15 protein-coding genes are annotated in these 17723 nt (G+C 63.4%); 2 read left to right on the top strand and 13 right to left on the bottom strand.

Annotation, left to right across the window (positions count from 1 at the left end; all coding sequences use genetic code 11):
- Positions 1-531: 531 nt before the first annotated feature.
- The 3 genes from KF684_13630 to KF684_13620 all read right to left on the bottom strand — a co-directional run bounded on the left by KF684_13630 (position 532) and on the right by KF684_13620 (position 4709).
- Entirely contained in the window at positions 532-1239 is a 708-nt protein-coding gene (locus KF684_13630; GenBank protein ID MBX3353967.1) for an ImmA/IrrE family metallo-endopeptidase, read from the bottom strand.
- A gap of 11 nt (positions 1240-1250) precedes the next feature.
- Positions 1251-1628 (bottom strand): helix-turn-helix transcriptional regulator, encoded by a 378-nt coding sequence (locus tag KF684_13625; GenBank protein MBX3353966.1) that lies wholly within the window; start codon positions 1626-1628, stop codon positions 1251-1253.
- A gap of 2832 nt (positions 1629-4460) precedes the next feature.
- A complete protein-coding gene (locus KF684_13620) occupies positions 4461-4709 on the bottom strand; it encodes a helix-turn-helix transcriptional regulator (GenBank protein ID MBX3353965.1) in 249 nt (82 codons plus the stop codon).
- Positions 4710-4828: 119 nt separating this feature from the next.
- On the opposite strand from KF684_13620, the gene KF684_13615 reads away from it, so the two are divergent.
- Positions 4829-5527 carry a hypothetical protein gene (locus KF684_13615; GenBank protein MBX3353964.1) on the top strand — a complete coding sequence of 233 codons (699 nt, stop codon included), beginning with the start codon at positions 4829-4831 and terminating at the stop codon, positions 5525-5527.
- Positions 5528-5577: 50 nt separating this feature from the next.
- Here the strand turns inward: KF684_13615 and KF684_13610 are convergent, their stop codons facing one another.
- From KF684_13610 to KF684_13575, 8 genes are all read right to left on the bottom strand, one after another.
- The gene (locus KF684_13610; GenBank protein ID MBX3353963.1) at positions 5578-6492 is read right to left on the bottom strand and encodes a tyrosine-type recombinase/integrase; all 915 of its coding nucleotides are present in this window, start codon (positions 6490-6492) and stop codon (positions 5578-5580) included.
- A 520-nt stretch (positions 6493-7012) separates the two neighbouring features.
- Complete coding sequence (locus tag KF684_13605; protein ID MBX3353962.1) at positions 7013-7870, bottom strand: hypothetical protein; 858 nt, start codon at positions 7868-7870, stop codon at positions 7013-7015.
- Positions 7871-8140: 270 nt separating this feature from the next.
- Complete coding sequence (locus tag KF684_13600; GenBank protein MBX3353961.1) at positions 8141-10900, bottom strand: type IV secretion system DNA-binding domain-containing protein; 2760 nt, start codon at positions 10898-10900, stop codon at positions 8141-8143.
- Positions 10872-11606, bottom strand: coding sequence for a hypothetical protein (locus tag KF684_13595; protein ID MBX3353960.1), 735 nt, complete (start codon positions 11604-11606; stop codon positions 10872-10874). Before KF684_13595 ends, KF684_13600 begins: the two co-directional genes overlap by 29 nt.
- A gap of 904 nt (positions 11607-12510) precedes the next feature.
- A complete protein-coding gene (locus tag KF684_13590) occupies positions 12511-12933 on the bottom strand; it encodes a hypothetical protein (protein ID MBX3353959.1) in 423 nt (140 codons plus the stop codon).
- Between the two features lie 244 nt (positions 12934-13177).
- Positions 13178-14221: a DUF932 domain-containing protein gene (locus KF684_13585; protein MBX3353958.1), complete on the bottom strand. Its 1044-nt coding sequence runs from the start codon at positions 14219-14221 to the stop codon at positions 13178-13180.
- Between the two features lie 166 nt (positions 14222-14387).
- Positions 14388-15218 carry a (d)CMP kinase gene (locus tag KF684_13580; GenBank protein ID MBX3353957.1) on the bottom strand — a complete coding sequence of 277 codons (831 nt, stop codon included), beginning with the start codon at positions 15216-15218 and terminating at the stop codon, positions 14388-14390.
- A 112-nt stretch (positions 15219-15330) separates the two neighbouring features.
- Positions 15331-15678 carry a hypothetical protein gene (locus KF684_13575; GenBank protein ID MBX3353956.1) on the bottom strand — a complete coding sequence of 116 codons (348 nt, stop codon included), beginning with the start codon at positions 15676-15678 and terminating at the stop codon, positions 15331-15333.
- Positions 15679-15833: 155 nt separating this feature from the next.
- Between KF684_13575 and KF684_13570 the strand changes: the two genes are divergently transcribed.
- The gene (locus KF684_13570) at positions 15834-16172 is read left to right on the top strand and encodes a hypothetical protein (protein ID MBX3353955.1); all 339 of its coding nucleotides are present in this window, start codon (positions 15834-15836) and stop codon (positions 16170-16172) included.
- 4 nt (positions 16173-16176) lie between these two features.
- Here KF684_13570 and KF684_13565 read toward each other — a convergent pair whose 3' ends face one another.
- The gene (locus KF684_13565) at positions 16177-16614 is read right to left on the bottom strand and encodes a hypothetical protein (GenBank protein ID MBX3353954.1); all 438 of its coding nucleotides are present in this window, start codon (positions 16612-16614) and stop codon (positions 16177-16179) included.
- A gap of 10 nt (positions 16615-16624) precedes the next feature.
- A complete protein-coding gene (locus tag KF684_13560) occupies positions 16625-17500 on the bottom strand; it encodes a ParA family protein (GenBank protein ID MBX3353953.1) in 876 nt (291 codons plus the stop codon).
- Between the last annotated feature and the right edge of the window lie 223 nt (positions 17501-17723).

The following is a 17723-nucleotide window of genomic DNA, read 5'->3' as shown; positions in this document are numbered from 1 at the left end:
GACCGCTCCATCATCCAAGCGGAGCTCTTCAGATCGCCTCGGCTGAACACGAACACTCAGCGTGGTCGGATCGATGTCTTCCCACAGCATGTTGAGCGACTCAACCGGTCGAAGCCCCACATCGACACCGAGCGAGAGGAACGCCTTCCACCACGGCGTGCGGACTGCGGCGAACAGAGCTGAGACTTCGTCATCGGAGAACCAGTCACGCGATGGCATCATGGCTTGCGCCTCCAGACACGAGAAGCGATTTGGTTTGTCGGTGCACGAGGGATGACCGCGAATCCGACTGCAGCGACTGACGGGACCGATGGATCTCCGCGCCAGAGACGAACAGAGTTGGCAAGTGATCGTTCATGCTGGCCACGGCGTGGGGGCGAATCGGGTGGTGCTCGTGTCGCTACTCGCTGCAGTTGACGCAGCGGCGAATGGCGGCGGGGTCGCGGGGGCGCGTGGATGGTGCGGATTTGGCGCCGAGAACCCTGTTGTTACCCTGTTTGCACGCATGCGAACATACTCCCGAAAAAGGGGCTATTGGAACAGGCTCGGCTCGCCACCGGCTCGCGCGCCGGGCCTTGGCCGGCCGGCCAAGAGCCGCGGCCGATGTTCGTGGACCATGAACGGCGAGCCGTCGATCAGTTCGATCTCACCGAATCGATACACCGCCGACTCGCGTGAGACGCCGAATCGAGCGGCAATCGCTGGCAGGAACGTGTCACGCCACAATGACAGCGAGGCCTCACCGGACTGAAGGAGCGTGGCCATCTGCTCGCGCGGAACCCCGAGTTCATCGCGCAGAAGGAACAAGTGCTCAATGACAAGCGGAATCGGCATCAGGAACGCCGCAGCAAACCGGTCTGCTTCCCACTCCACACGCTGCTTGGGGCCCGAGTGCATGACGTTCGCGTCCGTGTACGCTCCGCGTCTGCTTCGGTGCAGCACCTGATGGCCGAGTTCGTGCGCACAAGTGAACCGAAACCGCCCCTCATGAGAGATCCGATCGCTCACCAGAATCTCGCGGTCCTTGATGAACGCCTGGCCGAGAATGCCCTTCTCCAGCCGGACCACGCCGAACCGGTACCCAAGCGGGTGCTCGATCCAATGCTCGACCGGAACTGGTACGGGCAATCGATCCAACCCGAGTCTCTCGCGGCAATCCTGCAGCGTCCTCCACGCGGCGGACTCGACTCGCTTGACGGATGGCCGCAGCCTCAGGATGGGGGACTCGCCAGTCGCCACGGGTTACTCCGTCACTTCTTGCGTTTGAGGTTCTGCACGTGCCGAATGGCATCCTGCCACTGTTCATCCGTGAGGTCGCTGGCGGTACGGAGGAACTCCGGCACCCGCCGCATCGTCGTCGAGTTCTTCTTGGCGACGTTGTTGACCACGGTGTCCACCTTCTCCCAGGCGGTGCGTAGTTCGATCTCATCCATGTTGTATAGCTTGCTGATCCTGACGAGTAGGTCCTCGGAAGGGGAGCGATTGCCTTTTTCGATGTCGGTCAGGTGCGGGGGTGAGATGCCGAGCAGGCCGGCCATCTCGCGGAGGCCCTTCTTGACGACCTCGATCCGCTGCGTGCGAAGCCTCTCACCGATCGGGATGTCCAAGCCGTTTTTTTTCTTCGCCACGCGAAACCTCTCCAGTCTGTTCGCGTATATGCTAACGCCGGTTCCGTTGGTGTCCAGCAGAATTTGTGGGATTGAAGCACTTCCGCGCGGAGGGCCCCCCAGCTACCAGAACAAATCGTTCCGTCACCCGTCTCGTCAAAGAGGTGACCTGTCGCGTCTCGCAGGCCGGCTCCCCATCCAAAGGCCGTGTCGGTTCGTTTGAGGACCGAAACTGGGATTTTGATGGAGGAAAACGTATGAAAAAGCCGGCAAGAGAGAGAGAAGTGATCGTGCAACGGTACGAGCGCTATATCGAGAGACGAATCTACGAAGGGCCGTGGCGAGCCATCGTGGGTGCCCTCGGTGGTTTCTGGGTAGGAGTCGGAGCAACGAGACTCTGGTTCCTGCTCCAGTAAGCACCCGCCAAAGGGACGGATCAAGTCCGTCCCTTTCTTTTTTTGGCAGACCATGCTCCGATGAGCACACACACCAGGAGCACCGCCCCCACAACCAGCAACACCTGGTCGAGAAAGTGATCTGCTTCCACCCCGTATTTGGCACGCAGGTCGCCGCCGGCGAACACACCGAAGACCGTGCACACGACGAATGGCGGTCCACCCTCGGCCAACCACAGGCGCCACCCGCCCCGAGCGGCTGGCTCCCCGTCATTGGGGTCTTCGTGTGGCGCAAGGAACGGGCGGTATCGCATGTCTGGGCAGTATCACGGATGTTCGTCACAGTCAAAGCCCTTGGCATCGACGGCTAGAGCACACTCGATGGCTCGGATGCCATAACACATTCCGCAGGGCTCCGCCCTGCGGTCGTCGACTCACGCACAACGCGTGCTCGGCGTGCTCCAGATGGGGTGATGCACCCCGAGCCTGGCCACCAACCAGGCGAAGGGGCCGGACTGACCATCCGGCGAGTGTCACGCCCGTAGAGCTGGGTTGCCATGAGAGTGGCTCGCCCAGCTCGACGGAGGCTCGCACGAGTAATCCACCGGCCATGATGGCCGTGAGTAATCCGTGCGTTCTATCCGATGGTTTTTCGCACCGGCAGAAGTCGGGCGACGCGGAAAGTCTCGGCGTTCTGCCGAGCCGCAATGGTTCAAAGCGGGTGTGGACACGAGCGTGTCCGAATCCCGTGCAGGGGGTCCGTGGCCGAGCGTCCGTGAGGACGTGGCCCGTTCAACCTGCCCGGCGTGGGGAGCCCGAGTGCGGCGACGCACAAGGCCGGTGCCTATCAGCACCGGGTATCCGAGCAAGACTCGGAACGCGAAAAGCTCAACCACGAGAGGCCCGAGCCGTCATGGCGTCAAGGGCTTGCCGGTGAGTTCGACCGAAGACGATGCCGAACAGGGAAAGCCTGCCGTCGATGGATAGAGGGGAGCTTCTGGTTTCTACCCCTCGAAAGCGTGCTCCATCTGGGGCACGGTGACTGCGCTGATGCGGAAGCGTCAGACGTGCGACGACAGGACCGCCGGGTCACACCGGCTACCGACGTGATCGGTCGAGCGAAGTCCATTGCTAACGCGGGAACCTCTGCGTGGGCCGGGTAGGTCCCCGGTGCCGGAGCGGCGACGCTCCGGTGATTCAAACCTCGCAGAGGAGGAGTGTGGCCTGAGTAGAAGCCGGCGGGAGCCGGGCGGAGACGCGGCAAGGCCGTCGCGTCCCGTTCTTCATGTGCTGACGGGTGGTGCCGGGCACGGACCTTCGGGTCAGAAGACGACGAAAGGGCTGACGGGCCGAAGCCTCACACGAGGCGCCCGTCTGGATGCACGCGTCGGAGCGGGGGCGGGGGAGCACTCTCCCGCCCTTGCTCCGGCTCCTTGGTTGGAAGCATGAGCGGCCAAAGCGGACTCGTCCGGGAGGACGGGCCCGCTTTGGCGGCGTTTCGACGATGCACAGGACAGGTGTACCCGGAGTACGCCGCTGTGCGAGTCGAGGTTGTTGCTGCGCTACCACCATGTATTGGGCACGGACGATCTGGGAAACCAGCGTCCGTGCCCTGGTGGGAGCGGAAAGGAGGTTCGAGCGGCGAAGGTGCGAACCGGGCGAAGGTTCACGATGTGCATGGCGAGAAGGGAGTGATGCGTCCCTCCAGGGCCGCTGCACTCACCGTTCGACCATGGACGAGCACGGTTCGACGGGCTTTGCCGGGTGTGCCCTCAAACACCCGGCTTCCTTGTGCAACACGCGTGGGCCGATGCTCCATAACGGATGCAGCATGACGGAGTACCGATGTGTGACCAAAAGTATCGCAGGGTTCATCCAGCAACTCGCCGTGTCCTATGTCGGGCGGGGCTACTGGTTCTATGTGTCAGGCCGCGTTCCGGACGGCAAGGATCCACTTCGCGTGGACGCCAAGCTTGTGGAGCGGTATGGGATCGATATCTCCAAGTGGGCCAGGGCCCGACGGAAGAAGCTGGGGATCGCGAACATGCAGTACATCCGCCATGGGCGGTTCTTTGTGCTGCTGGCCACGCACGGCCGTCATGCTTTCTTCGAAGACGAACGTCACGTGATCCGTGATGTGCGGCGGGTCCCGGTGAAGTACGCGGGGTATGCGGTGAGCTACCGGGACGGCCACCCGCACGTCCGCATCGAACGGCGGGAGTACCTGGAGGTCCGTGCCTGGCTACTCGATGTGGCGGCGCACCGTGGTCCGGCCGGCGTTCGTGAAGCACTCCGGGCGGTCGCGGTCGAGCCGTACGCCCCGATCCGTCGCCAGCTTCTCAACCTGCTCCGCGTGGTGAACCGAGAACTCAAAGCCAGAGGACAGAGGACCATCGGACACGAGGTCCTGACGCTCAGACGCACGGTCGGCCCGATCTTCACGCACGCAGCGGTCGGCTCAAGGGTCCAACGCTCGGAGATAGTGCTCCAGTGCGGAACGCGGTGTTCGGCCGCACGCCCGGGTCCACGAGACGAACTCGGCCAAGTCGACACGCCGGTCGCCGGCTTCACAGTTGTGAACCCAGGACTGCGGCCGGTCCAGCAGCTCGGCGAGAGAACGCTGGGTGAGCCCGGCCTCTGACCGCATGTGCCGGAGGAGCTCGGGAACGGGCTGGTAGTTGTCGGTGCGATGGGCCTTCTGGGGCATTGATCCGATTTCCGTGTCAGATTGCTTGATCCTGATTCAGTTTCAGGACATACTAGGGGGTCGGGGTCCCGCGTGCGGGCCCGCCCCCTTGGTCGTCTTCGGGAAGACCTTGGGGGAGCATGGACATCTTCAACACCCGCAACTTTGGACTGCTGATCGCCTACGTCTTGCCCGGCTTCGTGGTGCTGCTCGGAGTGGGGAGCCTGTCGGACTCGGTGCATGTGTGGCTTGTTGGTGCTGGCGACTCCGGCACGAATGGGCCGACGGTGGCGAGCGTCCTGTACGTCGGGCTCGCATCGATCGGGTCGGGCATGACCGCGAGCGTCATCCGCTGGGCCGTGCTGGATACGGCCCATCACTTCACGGGGCTGGTCCGCCCCACACTGGACGAGTCGCGCCTGACGGAGCGGCTCGACGCCTTCGACTACCTCGTTGAGCAGCACTACCGCTACTACCAGTTCTACGGGAACAGCCTTGTCGCCCTTACGGCCGCGTACGCCATGTGGCGGTGTTCTCCGCACGCGGCCTCTGCCGGACTCGGCTGGGTCGAGGCTCTGCTGCTCACGCTGACGGTTGTGTTCGCCGCGGGCTCGCGTGATGCCCTGCGGAAGTACTACAACGGGGGCACTCTGCTCCTGGGCACCATGCGGAAGGAGTCTGAAAGTGACGAACGGCAAGCATCATCCCTCAAGCCAGTGCAAGTCGCAGCCCAAGCCGACAACACCGAACCCGAATCCAGCCCGGACGATGATGATTCGAGCTGGGACGTCGGTAAGCACCCCCAAGATGAAAGCGAGGAAGAGGGCGTAGTGAAGTAGCCGCGGCCCACGCGAGGGCGCCGTGGGTCACCACGGCGTTCTCCTTCCGCTCAAATCCGGATCCGCTCGATCTCGTCGAGCGTGATCTCGTCATTCCTTCGGTCGTACAGCTTGGTGGTGCGGGGAGATTCGTGGGCCGCGATCGCCTGCGCGTTCTCGATGGTTCCGCCGTTCTCCAGGTAGGACGTGATGCCCGTCGCCCGAAAGGTGTGGCAGCAAATTGACGCCGGAAGTCCAACAGCTCGGGCTCGACGCTTGACCATCCTGAGCGCATCGTTCCTCGTCATCGAACGGTCGGTGAAACAACCCCGCCGGTCGGTGGTCCGGAAGAGCGGACTCGTGGGCTCACCGGCGATTCCGGCCGCGTCGATGTACTGGTCCACATACGCCTCCGCGGTGTGATGGCATGGCACGATGTGCTGCTTGCCGCCCTTCTCTCGCAATCGGAGCTTCCATCGCTTTCCCTCCGGGAAGTAGTCGGCGACGCGCATTCCTACCGCGGCAGAGACCCTGGCAAAGCTGAAGACCATAACTGCGATGAGGGCGCGGTCCCGAATGGACGTAGCCCCCTTAAGGGGAATCGAGTCGAGCAGACTTCTGGCCTCGACGGCGGTGAGAACCGGGGTCAGACCTCGGCGGACGACGTGGGCCGGTCCGCGGACTGACGCGGCCGGATTGCTCGACAAGTGTCCACCGACGACCAGCCAATCAAACAGTCCAGTCAGCGCGGCGAGGTGCTGCTTGACCGTAGGGCGAGAGTGAGTCTTCCCCGTCGACTCGATATAGGCGGCCACGGTGAGGGGCTGGATCTGGTCTAGTCGGGCGATTCCGAGGCACTCAGCCCACCCGAAAAACGACCTCACGGCCCGGGCATACGCCTCGCGAGTGTTTGGATTTCGGATAGTCGCCACAAAGAACTCGACGAACCGGGTCGCGGCGGCTGGCCCGGCGGATCGAATCGCCACGGGCAACTCCGCCCGCGGCCGCATCCCGGGCTCCCCGACACACGATTCGGCACGGTTGTCAAGACGTATCAGGTCTCCGGACGGCGACGGACCCACCGGACCCGCGACCCCCTCCCTCTGGTGCACCATAACGTCCTTTATGGACCCATCCTCCGCGTTGCACAACTCCCGTCTCAAGAGCGCTTCCGACTCTCCGCTCCTAGCCACGGAAGCCGCTTGACCATGAGCCTGAGTCGTGTGGTGGATGCGTGCCCGGGGCACAAGGGAGCTGTCTTGGAAGGGATGCGGAGTGCGCCAGACGTCGCGTTCTAACCAATGGCTCTTCCGGCACTTGCGAGCGATCTGACCCACCCGGCGGTCGACCTGGCCCGACCCAACGGTCAGGTGGGTCGTCGAGTGGGTAGCGGACGGCACTTCGTCGTCCCTTGTGCAAGCGACTTGCCTCCGAACCGCCGTCCACACTCCTCCGGCTGGAGGCCCGTAGTCTGCGATTCGGGGATCAGCTCGTACCGTGGGCGGTTCAAGGCGGAGACTGCGAGCCACTTGGTTCACCTGGAGTCGGGACTCTCTGTGCATCCTCCCCTAGGCCTGGCCCCGCGACGTTGCCCCGTTCCAGCTTGTCGACCATGAACTGCCGGGCTCCGTCGAGTCCTGACAGTTGCCAACGTGGCCGGAGATCCGTCTGGGGACGAAGCCCAACAGGCATGTAGTCGGCCAGTGAGAGTGCCGACCGTCGATAGGCGTCCTCTTTGACTGCGGCCGCTTTCCACCAATCGATGTACCGAACCACTTCGGACAGGTGTCCCGTGGTGAGCTGCCGTGTCACACCGGCGAGCATGAGGTCCTCGTAGAAGGGGATGAAATCAGACGGTCTCTTCATGCGAGGTGGAACGTCAAGCTCCAAAAACGTCTTCCAGCGGATGGCGTTCGCCTCTGGGAACAGCTGTGCCGTCAGGGAAGTGAACAGCTCCGGCACCCGATCGCCATAGAACCTCCGGACGGCCGAATAGTCGCCGGCGTTCTGGTTGTCAAGATGCTGGAAGGTCTGCAGGACCGCGTCGCAGTGCCGGGCAAACTCGGCCAGCTCAGCGTCGTTGAACGAGAGTCTGCGACCGGTTCGGTAGGTCGGAGCCCTGGGGCTCGTCGGTACGGAGACGCCGGCGTCGTCTCTCCACGCTGTTCGCGATGACACTGACAGGCCAAGCGTATTGGTGATCAACCCCGGCCATGGGCCCAGTTCCACAAACAACAGGGCGACGAACGTGGCGGCAAGAAGCCAACCCACCCAGTTCCGCCGGTTGCGATCCGGTGTCGCCGTGTCCGGCTTGGGCTCCGACGGATCGGGGACGGGCTGGCTCGACGCGAGGTCGGTGCTCATGCGGTGGGCTCCTTCGGCAACCTCGGCGCATTCGGAGACGTATAATCTGTCAAACCCTTCCAGCCGCCCGTCAGGTCAAAGTGGCGGCCCACATCCCGAGACGTGCACCCTCGCACGGAGTGTCTGTCTCTGATTGTCCGACAGGACATTGAGCGACAAACAACCGTACCTCTCAAGACGAGAGGGAGTATTGATGGAGGCGTGTATGTTCCGAGATGTTCGGAAGACACGGGCCCTTGGGCCTGTTGTCTTTTTTGGGACGAACTGAATCTATGGCTCATCGCGGTCATCCTCCTGCTCCGGTGGTGGCTGAGTACCAGAGTTGTCCCGTTTACCCCGTCCGCGATCCCGTGCCTTCGAACCCGGTCGAGGTGGCGGTCCTCCTGGCTGGGTGCCGAACAGCTCCTGTTCAAGGCGGCCGACCACCGCTTCGAGTTGTGTCATGAACTCACTGCTCCGCTTCGCCGCCTTGACCTCGTGGTCATCCGGTGAGGACGTGTTGGCCGCCGTGCCCGGCATCTTCTCGACGCGTGGCCACGGCGTCTCCAGCCGACGGACGTATACCTCATGCGTCGTGGGCCAAGGAGTGGTGATGGACTGTGGAACTCCTTGGAGCTGCGTGTAGCCGCGACCTCGCGAAACGTACAGCACCGAGTCATTCGGGGCGTCGGTTGCGAGTCGTGCTTCGTCAGCTCGGAAACGGGCGCGAAGGATCTGCTTGCGGCCAGTGGTCTTGGTGAGCATGGTGTTCCGCCAAGTGCCGTCCGACGTTTCCGACTCTTGATCAAGCCAATCCGTCTCCTCGCCTGAGAGCTTTGAGAGAGTTTCGAGCTCGCGCGGGTCGGTGAGTGAAAAGAACTGCTTCACGCGGGTGTTCGTGTACACCGTGGACCGAAGGTCGACGCTTGGGAGTTTCAGGTCGGAGGGGTCCTGATTGGCGAGGATTACCGAGATCCCGAAGCTGCGGGCCTGCTGGAGGATGACGCGGATGTTCTCGGCGGCGATCCGCTGGAACTCGTCGATGATCAGGTAGCCCCTTCGCTCGTCGCCTGCGGCGTCGCCGGACTGCCGATACTCCTGCATCGCCGTGAGAAACGCGTACAGGGCAAGCTTGCCTGTTTCTCGCACGGTCATGCCTGTCAACTGCGACGGGAGCCAGAAATACGCGAGCTGACCCTTGCGGATGAGCTCGGGCATGTGGATGCTGGCGACTCCGTCAGGAGCAGGTCCAAGCTGCTCGTATTGTCCTACAGCGTGGATCGTGGCGAGCAGTTCGACCGCGTCTCGACCCCGTTCGCCGGCGGACGCTACGTAGGTTTTCACGGCTTCGTAGAGATCGTCGAACGTCTTGAGTTCGGCTTTCCGCTTCTTGGCGGCGTGGAGAGCGGAAAGAAGAACGTCGCGGTGCTGCTTGGAGTAGTAGCTGGCACCGTAGAAGTCGCCGTGGAAGAGGCTCAACGCTTGGATGAACAGCTCGGCGGTCTCGATGGGCCTGCGGGGATGCGACGTGCTGTCGAAGTCGCGGAACGGGTTGAAGTAGTGCGTCGCATAGCCCTGGTCTGTGCGGAACAGCATGAGCTCCTGCGGCGCAGGCTGTCCGTTGGCGGTGCGGGTCGCCGCCTCCTCGCGTGCCGTGTTGAATAGTGTCAAGTCTCCCTTGAGGTCCAGAATCACAATCGGGCACGGACGCTCGCTGCCTGAACGGATGAGTTGGGTGAGGATGGGGATGATCCCGAGCGAAGTCTTCCCGGCACCTGTCTGTCCGGCGATGTACATGTGCTCGTCGAGGATCCGCTTGTGGAGCAGAACGGGGCCCTTCGTTCTCCTGTAGACGCCCATGAATAGATGGTCCGACTCGCGGAGAACGTCGCCGGTCTCGGGATCCTCCACGGCGTGGGTCGAGTGGCGAAGGCGGTCGACGTAAACATCCCAGTCGGTGCGGTCCCTGTCCCCCGAGCCCACAGTCTCCTCGAAGGCCTGCCGCAAACGAAGTAGTGCCGGCGCGTACACGGCAAGGAGCACTAGGGACGGGAGAGTGAAGATCAGGACAAATCCCACCACGAAGACCCACACGTACGGGGCACCCCCGTCACCAAGCGGCCAGAACGGCAGCGTGAGCCAGCCGTGGCGACGTTCCGCCTCGGGCGGAACCTGCCACCATTCCTCACCTGACGTGAGCGAAGCCACTAGTTCCCAGGGACAGCAGAACGACAGACCGACGATGAGGACCATCGCAGTTGAACCCATGAACAGAGTGGACCAGACCTTGCGTCTGGTGCGGCTCCATCGGGGCTTCCAGCAGCCGGGCTCGGTGTCGGATGCATCGGGGTAGGCGAGGAACAAGTGCTGCATGAACCTCCCTTCGCCTACCAACGCACGAAATCCGGCACGCACGCCGAGCGGGTGCCTGATGGACGTGTATGCAAGGACACCAAGGCTCAGCACGATGACGAGTATGATCGCCAGCGAGGTCGAGTGCCGAAGCGGCACGAAGAGCACCAAAGCGAGCACGCCCAAGAGCACGAGCCACTGCGGATGTGGGCGCGGAAGCGAGCCGTCCTGTCTGGCTTGGTCATCCATCCGGGGGTCGGTGAGCAGCCACTCCCGGTAGAACGCAAGTGGCATGGACCCTTGGGCCGCGAAGAGCAAGATCACCACGACGGAGAGCACTGAGGTCGTTGTTGTGCGGCTGACGAAAAGCCAAGCCGCGATGCTCGATAACAGAACGCCGCCGATGAGCCAGAGCGGCAGGATGACGAGCCAAAGCGTCCACCGCTTGAAGAACAGAACGCCCATTGCGATCGCGACAATCGAGAGCAGCGTCAGGATCGGCATGACCATGCCGAGCGAGAAGATGCTCAGGAGGTACCCGATACCCAGAGTCACGGGCACGGCCATGAGCAAGTAAACCTGGCGTCGTTGGGCCGCCTCCAGCAGCTCTCTCTCTGAGTGGCTCAGATTCTGCGAGCGAAAGGCGAGCGTCGTGACTCCGGAGGATGGTTCAGACTGGACTGCCGTTCCTGAGTTCATAGATCATCCGGCTGAGGGTGGAAATGGACGGAACAACTTCGATCACCAAAAAGACTCTTGAGTGCAGCTTTCCGAACGAGCCCTTTCCCGACCGCATGGCCTGCTTGAGCTCTCGGGCTTGCCCTTCGCTGTGAACCAAGATGGCCAGGCCGACGCAGCGGTCAGTCACCGCCTGGGTTGTGCCGGGGTGGGACGTGAGCAAGTCCACATGCTCAGCAATGGCCCGGTGGATGCTGGACCGTTTAGCTGTCTCCGCCGGGGAGTAGACGCGAAGCAAACGCTTCTGCCCCTCACCGAGAACGCAGTAGTCGCCCGTTGGAACTGCCGGGAAGTCCTCCGACGAGACTCTGAACCGTCGCTTGCGTTGAGCGCAGCAGAACCAAAGCATGGCGAGATGGAGGTTGAGCGCCTGGTTGCCGAAAGCCTCGGACCGATCCTCGGGAACACCGGCCTCTCTGGTCCCGAGCTTTGTGAGCTGGTAATAGCTGACATTCCCCGGAAGCCCGCTTTGGATCTCGATGAGTCCGGACTTCTTAACGGAGGCATCACCGTTGCTCGTCTTGCGGGGCCCCGGGCCCTTGAGCCGTTTGAGGACATTCGCCATCGCCGACTCGTTGTCGTCGAAGTACAGCCGCGCGAGAACCGGCCGGAGCGTGATCCGGTAGAGCCCGATGTGCTTCAGGATTCGAAGGTCCCGCTCGGTCATTACCAGATCTCGTACGCGAGCCCATGGTACTCGCAGAACCCGTGAAACTCTCGCAGCTTTGGTGCCGGGTAGGCCCCGCCGAACTCCAACACCAGCCACGAATCGCCGTTCCGGACAATGGCATCGGGCAACCGCTGACTCCGGCCGAGACCGATCTTGAAGAGGTCGGTTTCGCTGGCCCAGGATGCGGCCTGTGCGGCGTCCCGTGCACAGAGCCGTAAGTAGAGTTCCGCGAGATGGATGTCGTGGGTGAGTTCACTGTCCCTGGGAGCTCTGCCCCCAAACCCGCCCATCAATGAGCCGGCGGACTGCGTGGCGGTGTACCAGCGGATACTCCGAGGGCGAAGTGTCCACCGCGATTGCAGACGGTACGAACCTGACTCCGCATCCGGCATCGGAGTTCCCGGTGACCATGAGAGCACGGGGGAGTTCATCGGCAGCATCGGATGGGCCATTCCGATCCCCTCCGCTAGCAGTTGGGCATCAACCAAACGACGCAAGCTCTTCCTCGCACTCGCGGGTGGGTTGGTGGCGTGCGACCACCACTGTCTGGCAAGCTGAAACTCCGCGAGCACCCGGACACGTCGCGTCAGGACCGTGAGGATCGCCGTGTCACGGTCACCCAGGATGGCAGGGTACTTTGCGCTCACGGTGCCTCTGGCTCGCTTCTTCTGCGGTCATTCTAGAGCCATTCCAAGAGAGGCGTATCGCTCTCTCCGGAGCTCGGACTCGCCGAGCTACACCTCAGTACGCACTGTTTGGGACCCACGATACTCTGTCCCAGCAAAGCTGCTTTAGTGGTCGTCCGGCGAACCCTGCCGGAGGCACCGGCCTTTCAGTCTCCGTGTGAGGTCGTTGCTCTTTTGGACTCTCGGCAAGGCCAGACCCTCAGGAACCGCAGCGGTTAGTTGTCGTGAGTCCGATACAGCGGGATGTGTGTCCATGGCAGTTCCACCAGTGGGATCACGCACGTTACGGGGCGGCCGCGGGTGCTTCCGACGCTCCACACGTCCAGGACCAGGAATCGTCCGTCCACCTCGATGTACTGCACGTCGATGCCCGGGTCTCTGAATCGAGCGACCAGCGTCGTGCTGTATCCAAACCGGAGCAGCAGCTTGTGCAGCAATGGCCGACGGTGGAAGACTGGGAGCAGTGTCTCGATCTGGATGTGGGCCATGAGCTCGAGGTCCATGTTGTTGGCGACGTATTCAAGCCGCAAGTTCGCGCGGCGTGTGAAGGACACGCGTGCTTCTGGTCGTTCGTCTACGAGCGACTCGGTGTCACGCTCGGACAGTGGTTCGTGGTTATGGCTAAGTGTGTTGACCATTGCTGACCTACCTCCCGCAGAAGTCGCTTGCGCCGTACGGCGATGAGCCCGAGACTCGCACGAAACGTCGAAGATGTCGAGTGCTTATTGAGTCTTCTGAATGCGGCCATGCAACGATGCCGGTCCGGTGCGTCTTGAGCGGGTGCGTGAGTGCAGGCGTGGCGTTCAAGGCATGCGGTAGACGAAGTGGTGAGGGTTGAGAGCCGGTGGTGCTTGTCTCTCAACCTTGGGAACAAACCTCGCTTCACTTGGCGAGTGCGAGCAGGCTCGATGCGGCCTGGTCAGCCTCCGTGCGGTCGCCGGCGTTGACGATCTGCCCGGAGAGACGGGTCAGAGCGTCCACCACCGAGAAGATGGTGAAGCGTCCGGACTGCCTCGCGATCGTGAGGGCTTCCTTGGCCAGTGCTCTGGTGATGCCGTGGCGGCTGAGCACCTTCGACACCTCCTCCTCGTCATGACCGAGTGAGGACTGCATGGCCTTCGCCAGAACTTCCGCGAATCGGTCGCGGCGTTCGTCGCGTCGCTCCACGAGCCGATGGATGAGCCGGCGGATCTCGCCGACCGCCTCACCCACGTTGGCCGTGTGCTTGCGGGAGAAGTCGATGACCTCCACCGCATCCCAGACGATGTGGTTGCGGCAGATCGCCTGGAACCAGAACGTCTGGATGCCGACGGATCGTTTGCCGACCTCTGAGTTCCACAGGAAGAGGCCGGGGGCGAACGCTTCGCCGCCGATCTCCGTCCAGCCGGCCGGGTCCACCAGGAAGCAGAACATGTCCTGCTCTCCGCAGTACAGACCGGTGCCGCCGGAGCTCTCCTCGCCTCCCGCCTGCTGGGGAGGCTGGAAGTCCGTCGCGAACTCGCGGACGACCGAGAGCAGCTCGATGTTGTGCAGCCTCGTGTATGAGGCGGCGTGCACCGAACGGGCAAGCGGCCCCTGGACGTGGACCTGAAGAGGCTTGCCCTTGGGGGGCATGGTCTCCTCGAACACCGTGGCCGCCGTCTGCGGCGTCAGTCGATTCACCGTCTCGCGGCTCACGCCGGCGAGCTGGCAGAGCTGCGTAAAACTCCAGCTGTTCAGCCTCCGCGTCGAGCCGCCAGCGACACCAAGCTCCAACCGATTGTCGACGACAACGGGACGGAGGGCCTCGGGCTGCTCCCAGATGTCCTGAGACTCGGACTTCTGCCTCTGGCAGTGCTGCCACAGAGCGTCGAGCGAGTCGAAGGATTCATCGGGCGTGCGGCGGAACAGTTCGCGGTGTCCGCGGGTCAGAACCTGCTTGGTCATGGGATACCTCGTGAAATGGATTGCATGGAAAAACCAGCTGTGCAACGCGCACAGCACTTCGTAAACGAGAGAACCTTCTCGATTGCACCACCGGTCTCTCGCCCGCGGCATGGGTCGCCGCCGGCGAGTGACCGGAAGAGTGAGCGTCTACCCCTGACCAGTCGTGTCAGCCCCTGTTATGGCTCGGAGGGGCCGGTGTGTGACCTTGCATCGTGACGATGGTGGGGACGGGCCCATCGGATGCGAGGCTCTGCCAGAGCCGCTCCAGCACCTCAGACTGGGTGATGTGGTCGGTGTCAACGATCGTGATACCCGGGGTGTCGGGGGTCGTCCGGCCGTGGCCCTGGTCGGCGGTATCGCGACGGATGATGTCTGCACGGGTTTCTGGGCGGGTCATGGACGAGCTGTCGCGTTGGTTGCAGCGACGGGCTGCACGCTCTTCAATCGAGGCATTGAGGTAGAACCGGTGACGGGCCGCGGGAGCGACTTGAGTGCAGGCGTCACGTCCCTCCACGATCACGGACAGGCCCGTCTGGACTTGTGCCTCGATCCAAGCACGTTGCAGGTTCAGCAGCTGCCATCGAACAGCGTCGTTGTTGCTGACGGCGCTGACGGCCCTGTCCACCACCGCCGACTCCAGTTCATACAGACTAAAGGAGCGGCCGCTCACAACCAGATTGCCCGCGTCGTCAAGCCTCGGAGACTCGGTAACGAGCAGTGCTTCGACCTCGCTCGGGTTGTCAGCATCTACGCCGGCCATAGCGACCATCAGTGCAACGGCTCGGTAGTGCCGTCCAGTGTGCAGTGCAACGCCGCCGAGGCGTTCGGCAAGCGTGCGAGCCAGCGTGGACTTGCCGGAGCCCGAGGGCCCGTCGATGGCGATGATGATTGGTGCATTGGCCCGGTGCGTGTGGGCCGGGAATGAGGTCGCGGGCTCGCCGCCGTTGGGCCGGTCCGGATGTGCGGCGTGTCGAGGGCCCAGCGTCGGGTCGTTCATGGTCCACACTCCGGGAGACACTTACTCACGACAAAGGGTGTCGGCGGGGACACACCCTACGAACGCGGAACCTTCCTGGTGACATCATTGAACGCTACGCGGGGGAACGGGCTCAGACAGGGGTCTGGTCCTCGTTCATCGCGTCCTCGTTCCTGGCCTCGGTCGATCGCTGCCGCTGCTCGTTGATGAACGAGTGAGCGGCGTTGAGGGCCTTGGCCAAGGGGAGCAGGTCGTCGTACCCGAAGCTCCCCGAGTCTTTCCAACTGTCGCCATCCTTGTACGACCGGCTGACCGTGACGTTGTGGATGGGGCCCACCGACGTCTCGTTGAGCCAGACCGCGGCCTTGAGAGCCCCGAACCGGACAGTGTGGATGGGTCTCTTCCCGGCCTGCTTGTTCTGCTGGGCCTGACCGTTGCTGGATGCGTTGGCGGCCGTGCCGCCGTGTCTTCCGTTCTGCATGCGAACCTCCTTTGTGTTTCGGAACCTTCAGTGTCCCTGCCGACGAAGTCGGTTATGGCGATCCCGGCTGGCCGTGTGCTCCAAGGCCTGCCCGCGGCGGCAAGTCGCCGATTCCATTCCGTGATCCGGAAACAGGATCATGCGTAGGATGGGCCATGTCGGAGCTGCCTGCTTCACGCTCGGGATGGACACTCGCGGCCATCGATCACGTGCTCGATGATGGCACGCTGGAAGATGGTCGCCGGTTGCTCAGGGATGTGACCGCGGACGCGACGCTCGCGGGCTGGGTGGTCTGGCTCGTGCAGCGACGGGAGCAACTTGGTGTGGTGAGTGGCTTCGACCGCATCATCGGCTGGAAGGTGCTGGAGTTGTTCCCGCTTCTCGCTGATCGGGTGGTTGTCGGTCTCCCGCTCGACGCCGAAGCGTTCCTGCCGAAACGCACCATACGGCCCACCGGGTCTGAGTTGATGCCCGACGACGGTCCGTGGACGTGAGCGGTCAGTTGCTCTGAGTCCACCCGGTCCGCAGGATGTCGGCGAGAGCGGCTTCGAACTCCGAACGCTCCTTCTCGTAGCCCGGTGCGTTGCTTGGGAGCGAGAGCGGCCCGCGGGATCTGGCGGCCCGATTGATGTGCTTCATCGCTGGCTCAAGGGCACGCATCAGCGCTCGGAAAGCATGGCTTGCGGTAAGCCTGCACGCCGTGCCGCTCCGAAGGGCGTCGACCAAGGCCTGGAATGTCGCCTCGGCCTGCAGGGTGAGGACCAGTTCGCGTTTCACCATCCTGCCCCGAACCGGCCGAACGTCGGGCCGTTCGGAGCGGGCGTTCGGGTCGTCGCTGGCCTTCGGTCCGGGACCAGTGTCCGCGGCCGTGCCGGAGTGGTCGAGCAAGCGGGCAACTGATGAAGTCGGCGGAGTCGTGTGGAGGGGTTTGGCCATGAGTCCTCCCTCACGCCACAAGCAGATGAGACTCGGCGAGATGGCCTGTGGATGCAACCGGCTGCAGCGTGCCGCTGAGGAACTCCGAGCGGTGGTTGATGCGGTGCATTACTTCTCCGGCGAGGCCGATGAACTGGCCGGCGGGGACAAGTTGCTCGCCGTGAGGAAGCTGGAAGACCGTGCACCCTTGCCCCGACGCCTCCGGGATCGCGACCGCCTGGGTGATGCACGTCTGGAAGAGTCGGCCCGGGGCGGTCGCGGCGAGCGAGGATTTAACCTGCGAGCGGAGCCGTCGAGCCCGTCGGTCGACGTTGGTAAGGACGACGCCGAGAACCTCCAGAGACGGGTTGCGGAGCCGGCGGACATCCGCGATATCGCGGAGCGCTTCATCCAGCCCGGCGAGTGAGAGCGGGTGCGGGAACGCACTCAGCAGGAACCACTCCGCCTCGGAGTACGCCGACACGGTTGTCGCGAACGCGGCGGAGGGGCCGGTGTCGAGCAGAACGAAGTCGTAACTGCCCCTCGCCTCCGCGAGCGGACGTTCGAGCAATCGGCTGCGGTCGATGAACCTGGAGAGCGACGTCTCGATCTCCGACAACTGCGGACGCGACGGGATGAGGTCCACGTTGCTGGGCATGCCCTTGCGGACGACCAACGCCTCCACAGGCTCATCGGTGGTGAGGAGCTCCAGGCTGCCGGCGAATCGGTCGGTGGGAACACCGAGGTGCTTGGTCGCTCCGGCCGCCGGGTCGAGGTCGATGATCAGGCACCGCTTGCCCGAGAGACCGAGTGCCGCGGCGAGGTGAACGGTGATGGTGGACTTACCGGTGCCGCCCTTCTGGTTGCCGATGGCGATGGTGGTGGCGGCTGGTGCTGTGACGTTCATAGTCCTCCGTGATATGGGCACACTGCTGGTGGCCTCGCTGCAGCGATAGCCGATCTCCCGCCATCGCGCAAGCGGGTACTTGCACCGTCGGCTCGGAGTCACCGGACGGCCCGTGCCGTCCGACCGCTGGCACCGGTGGGCGGTCTCGTCGCCGACCGATGACTTCCCGGAAGGGAACCGCCGGCCGCGATCATCGTGCATTCCAACTGCCTTGAGCGGGGGT

The sequence above is a fragment of the Phycisphaeraceae bacterium genome (assembly GCA_019636675.1).
GTDB lineage: Bacteria > Planctomycetota > Phycisphaerae > Phycisphaerales > UBA1924 > JAHBXC01.
This window is presented reverse-complemented; position numbering and strand designations above follow the sequence as displayed.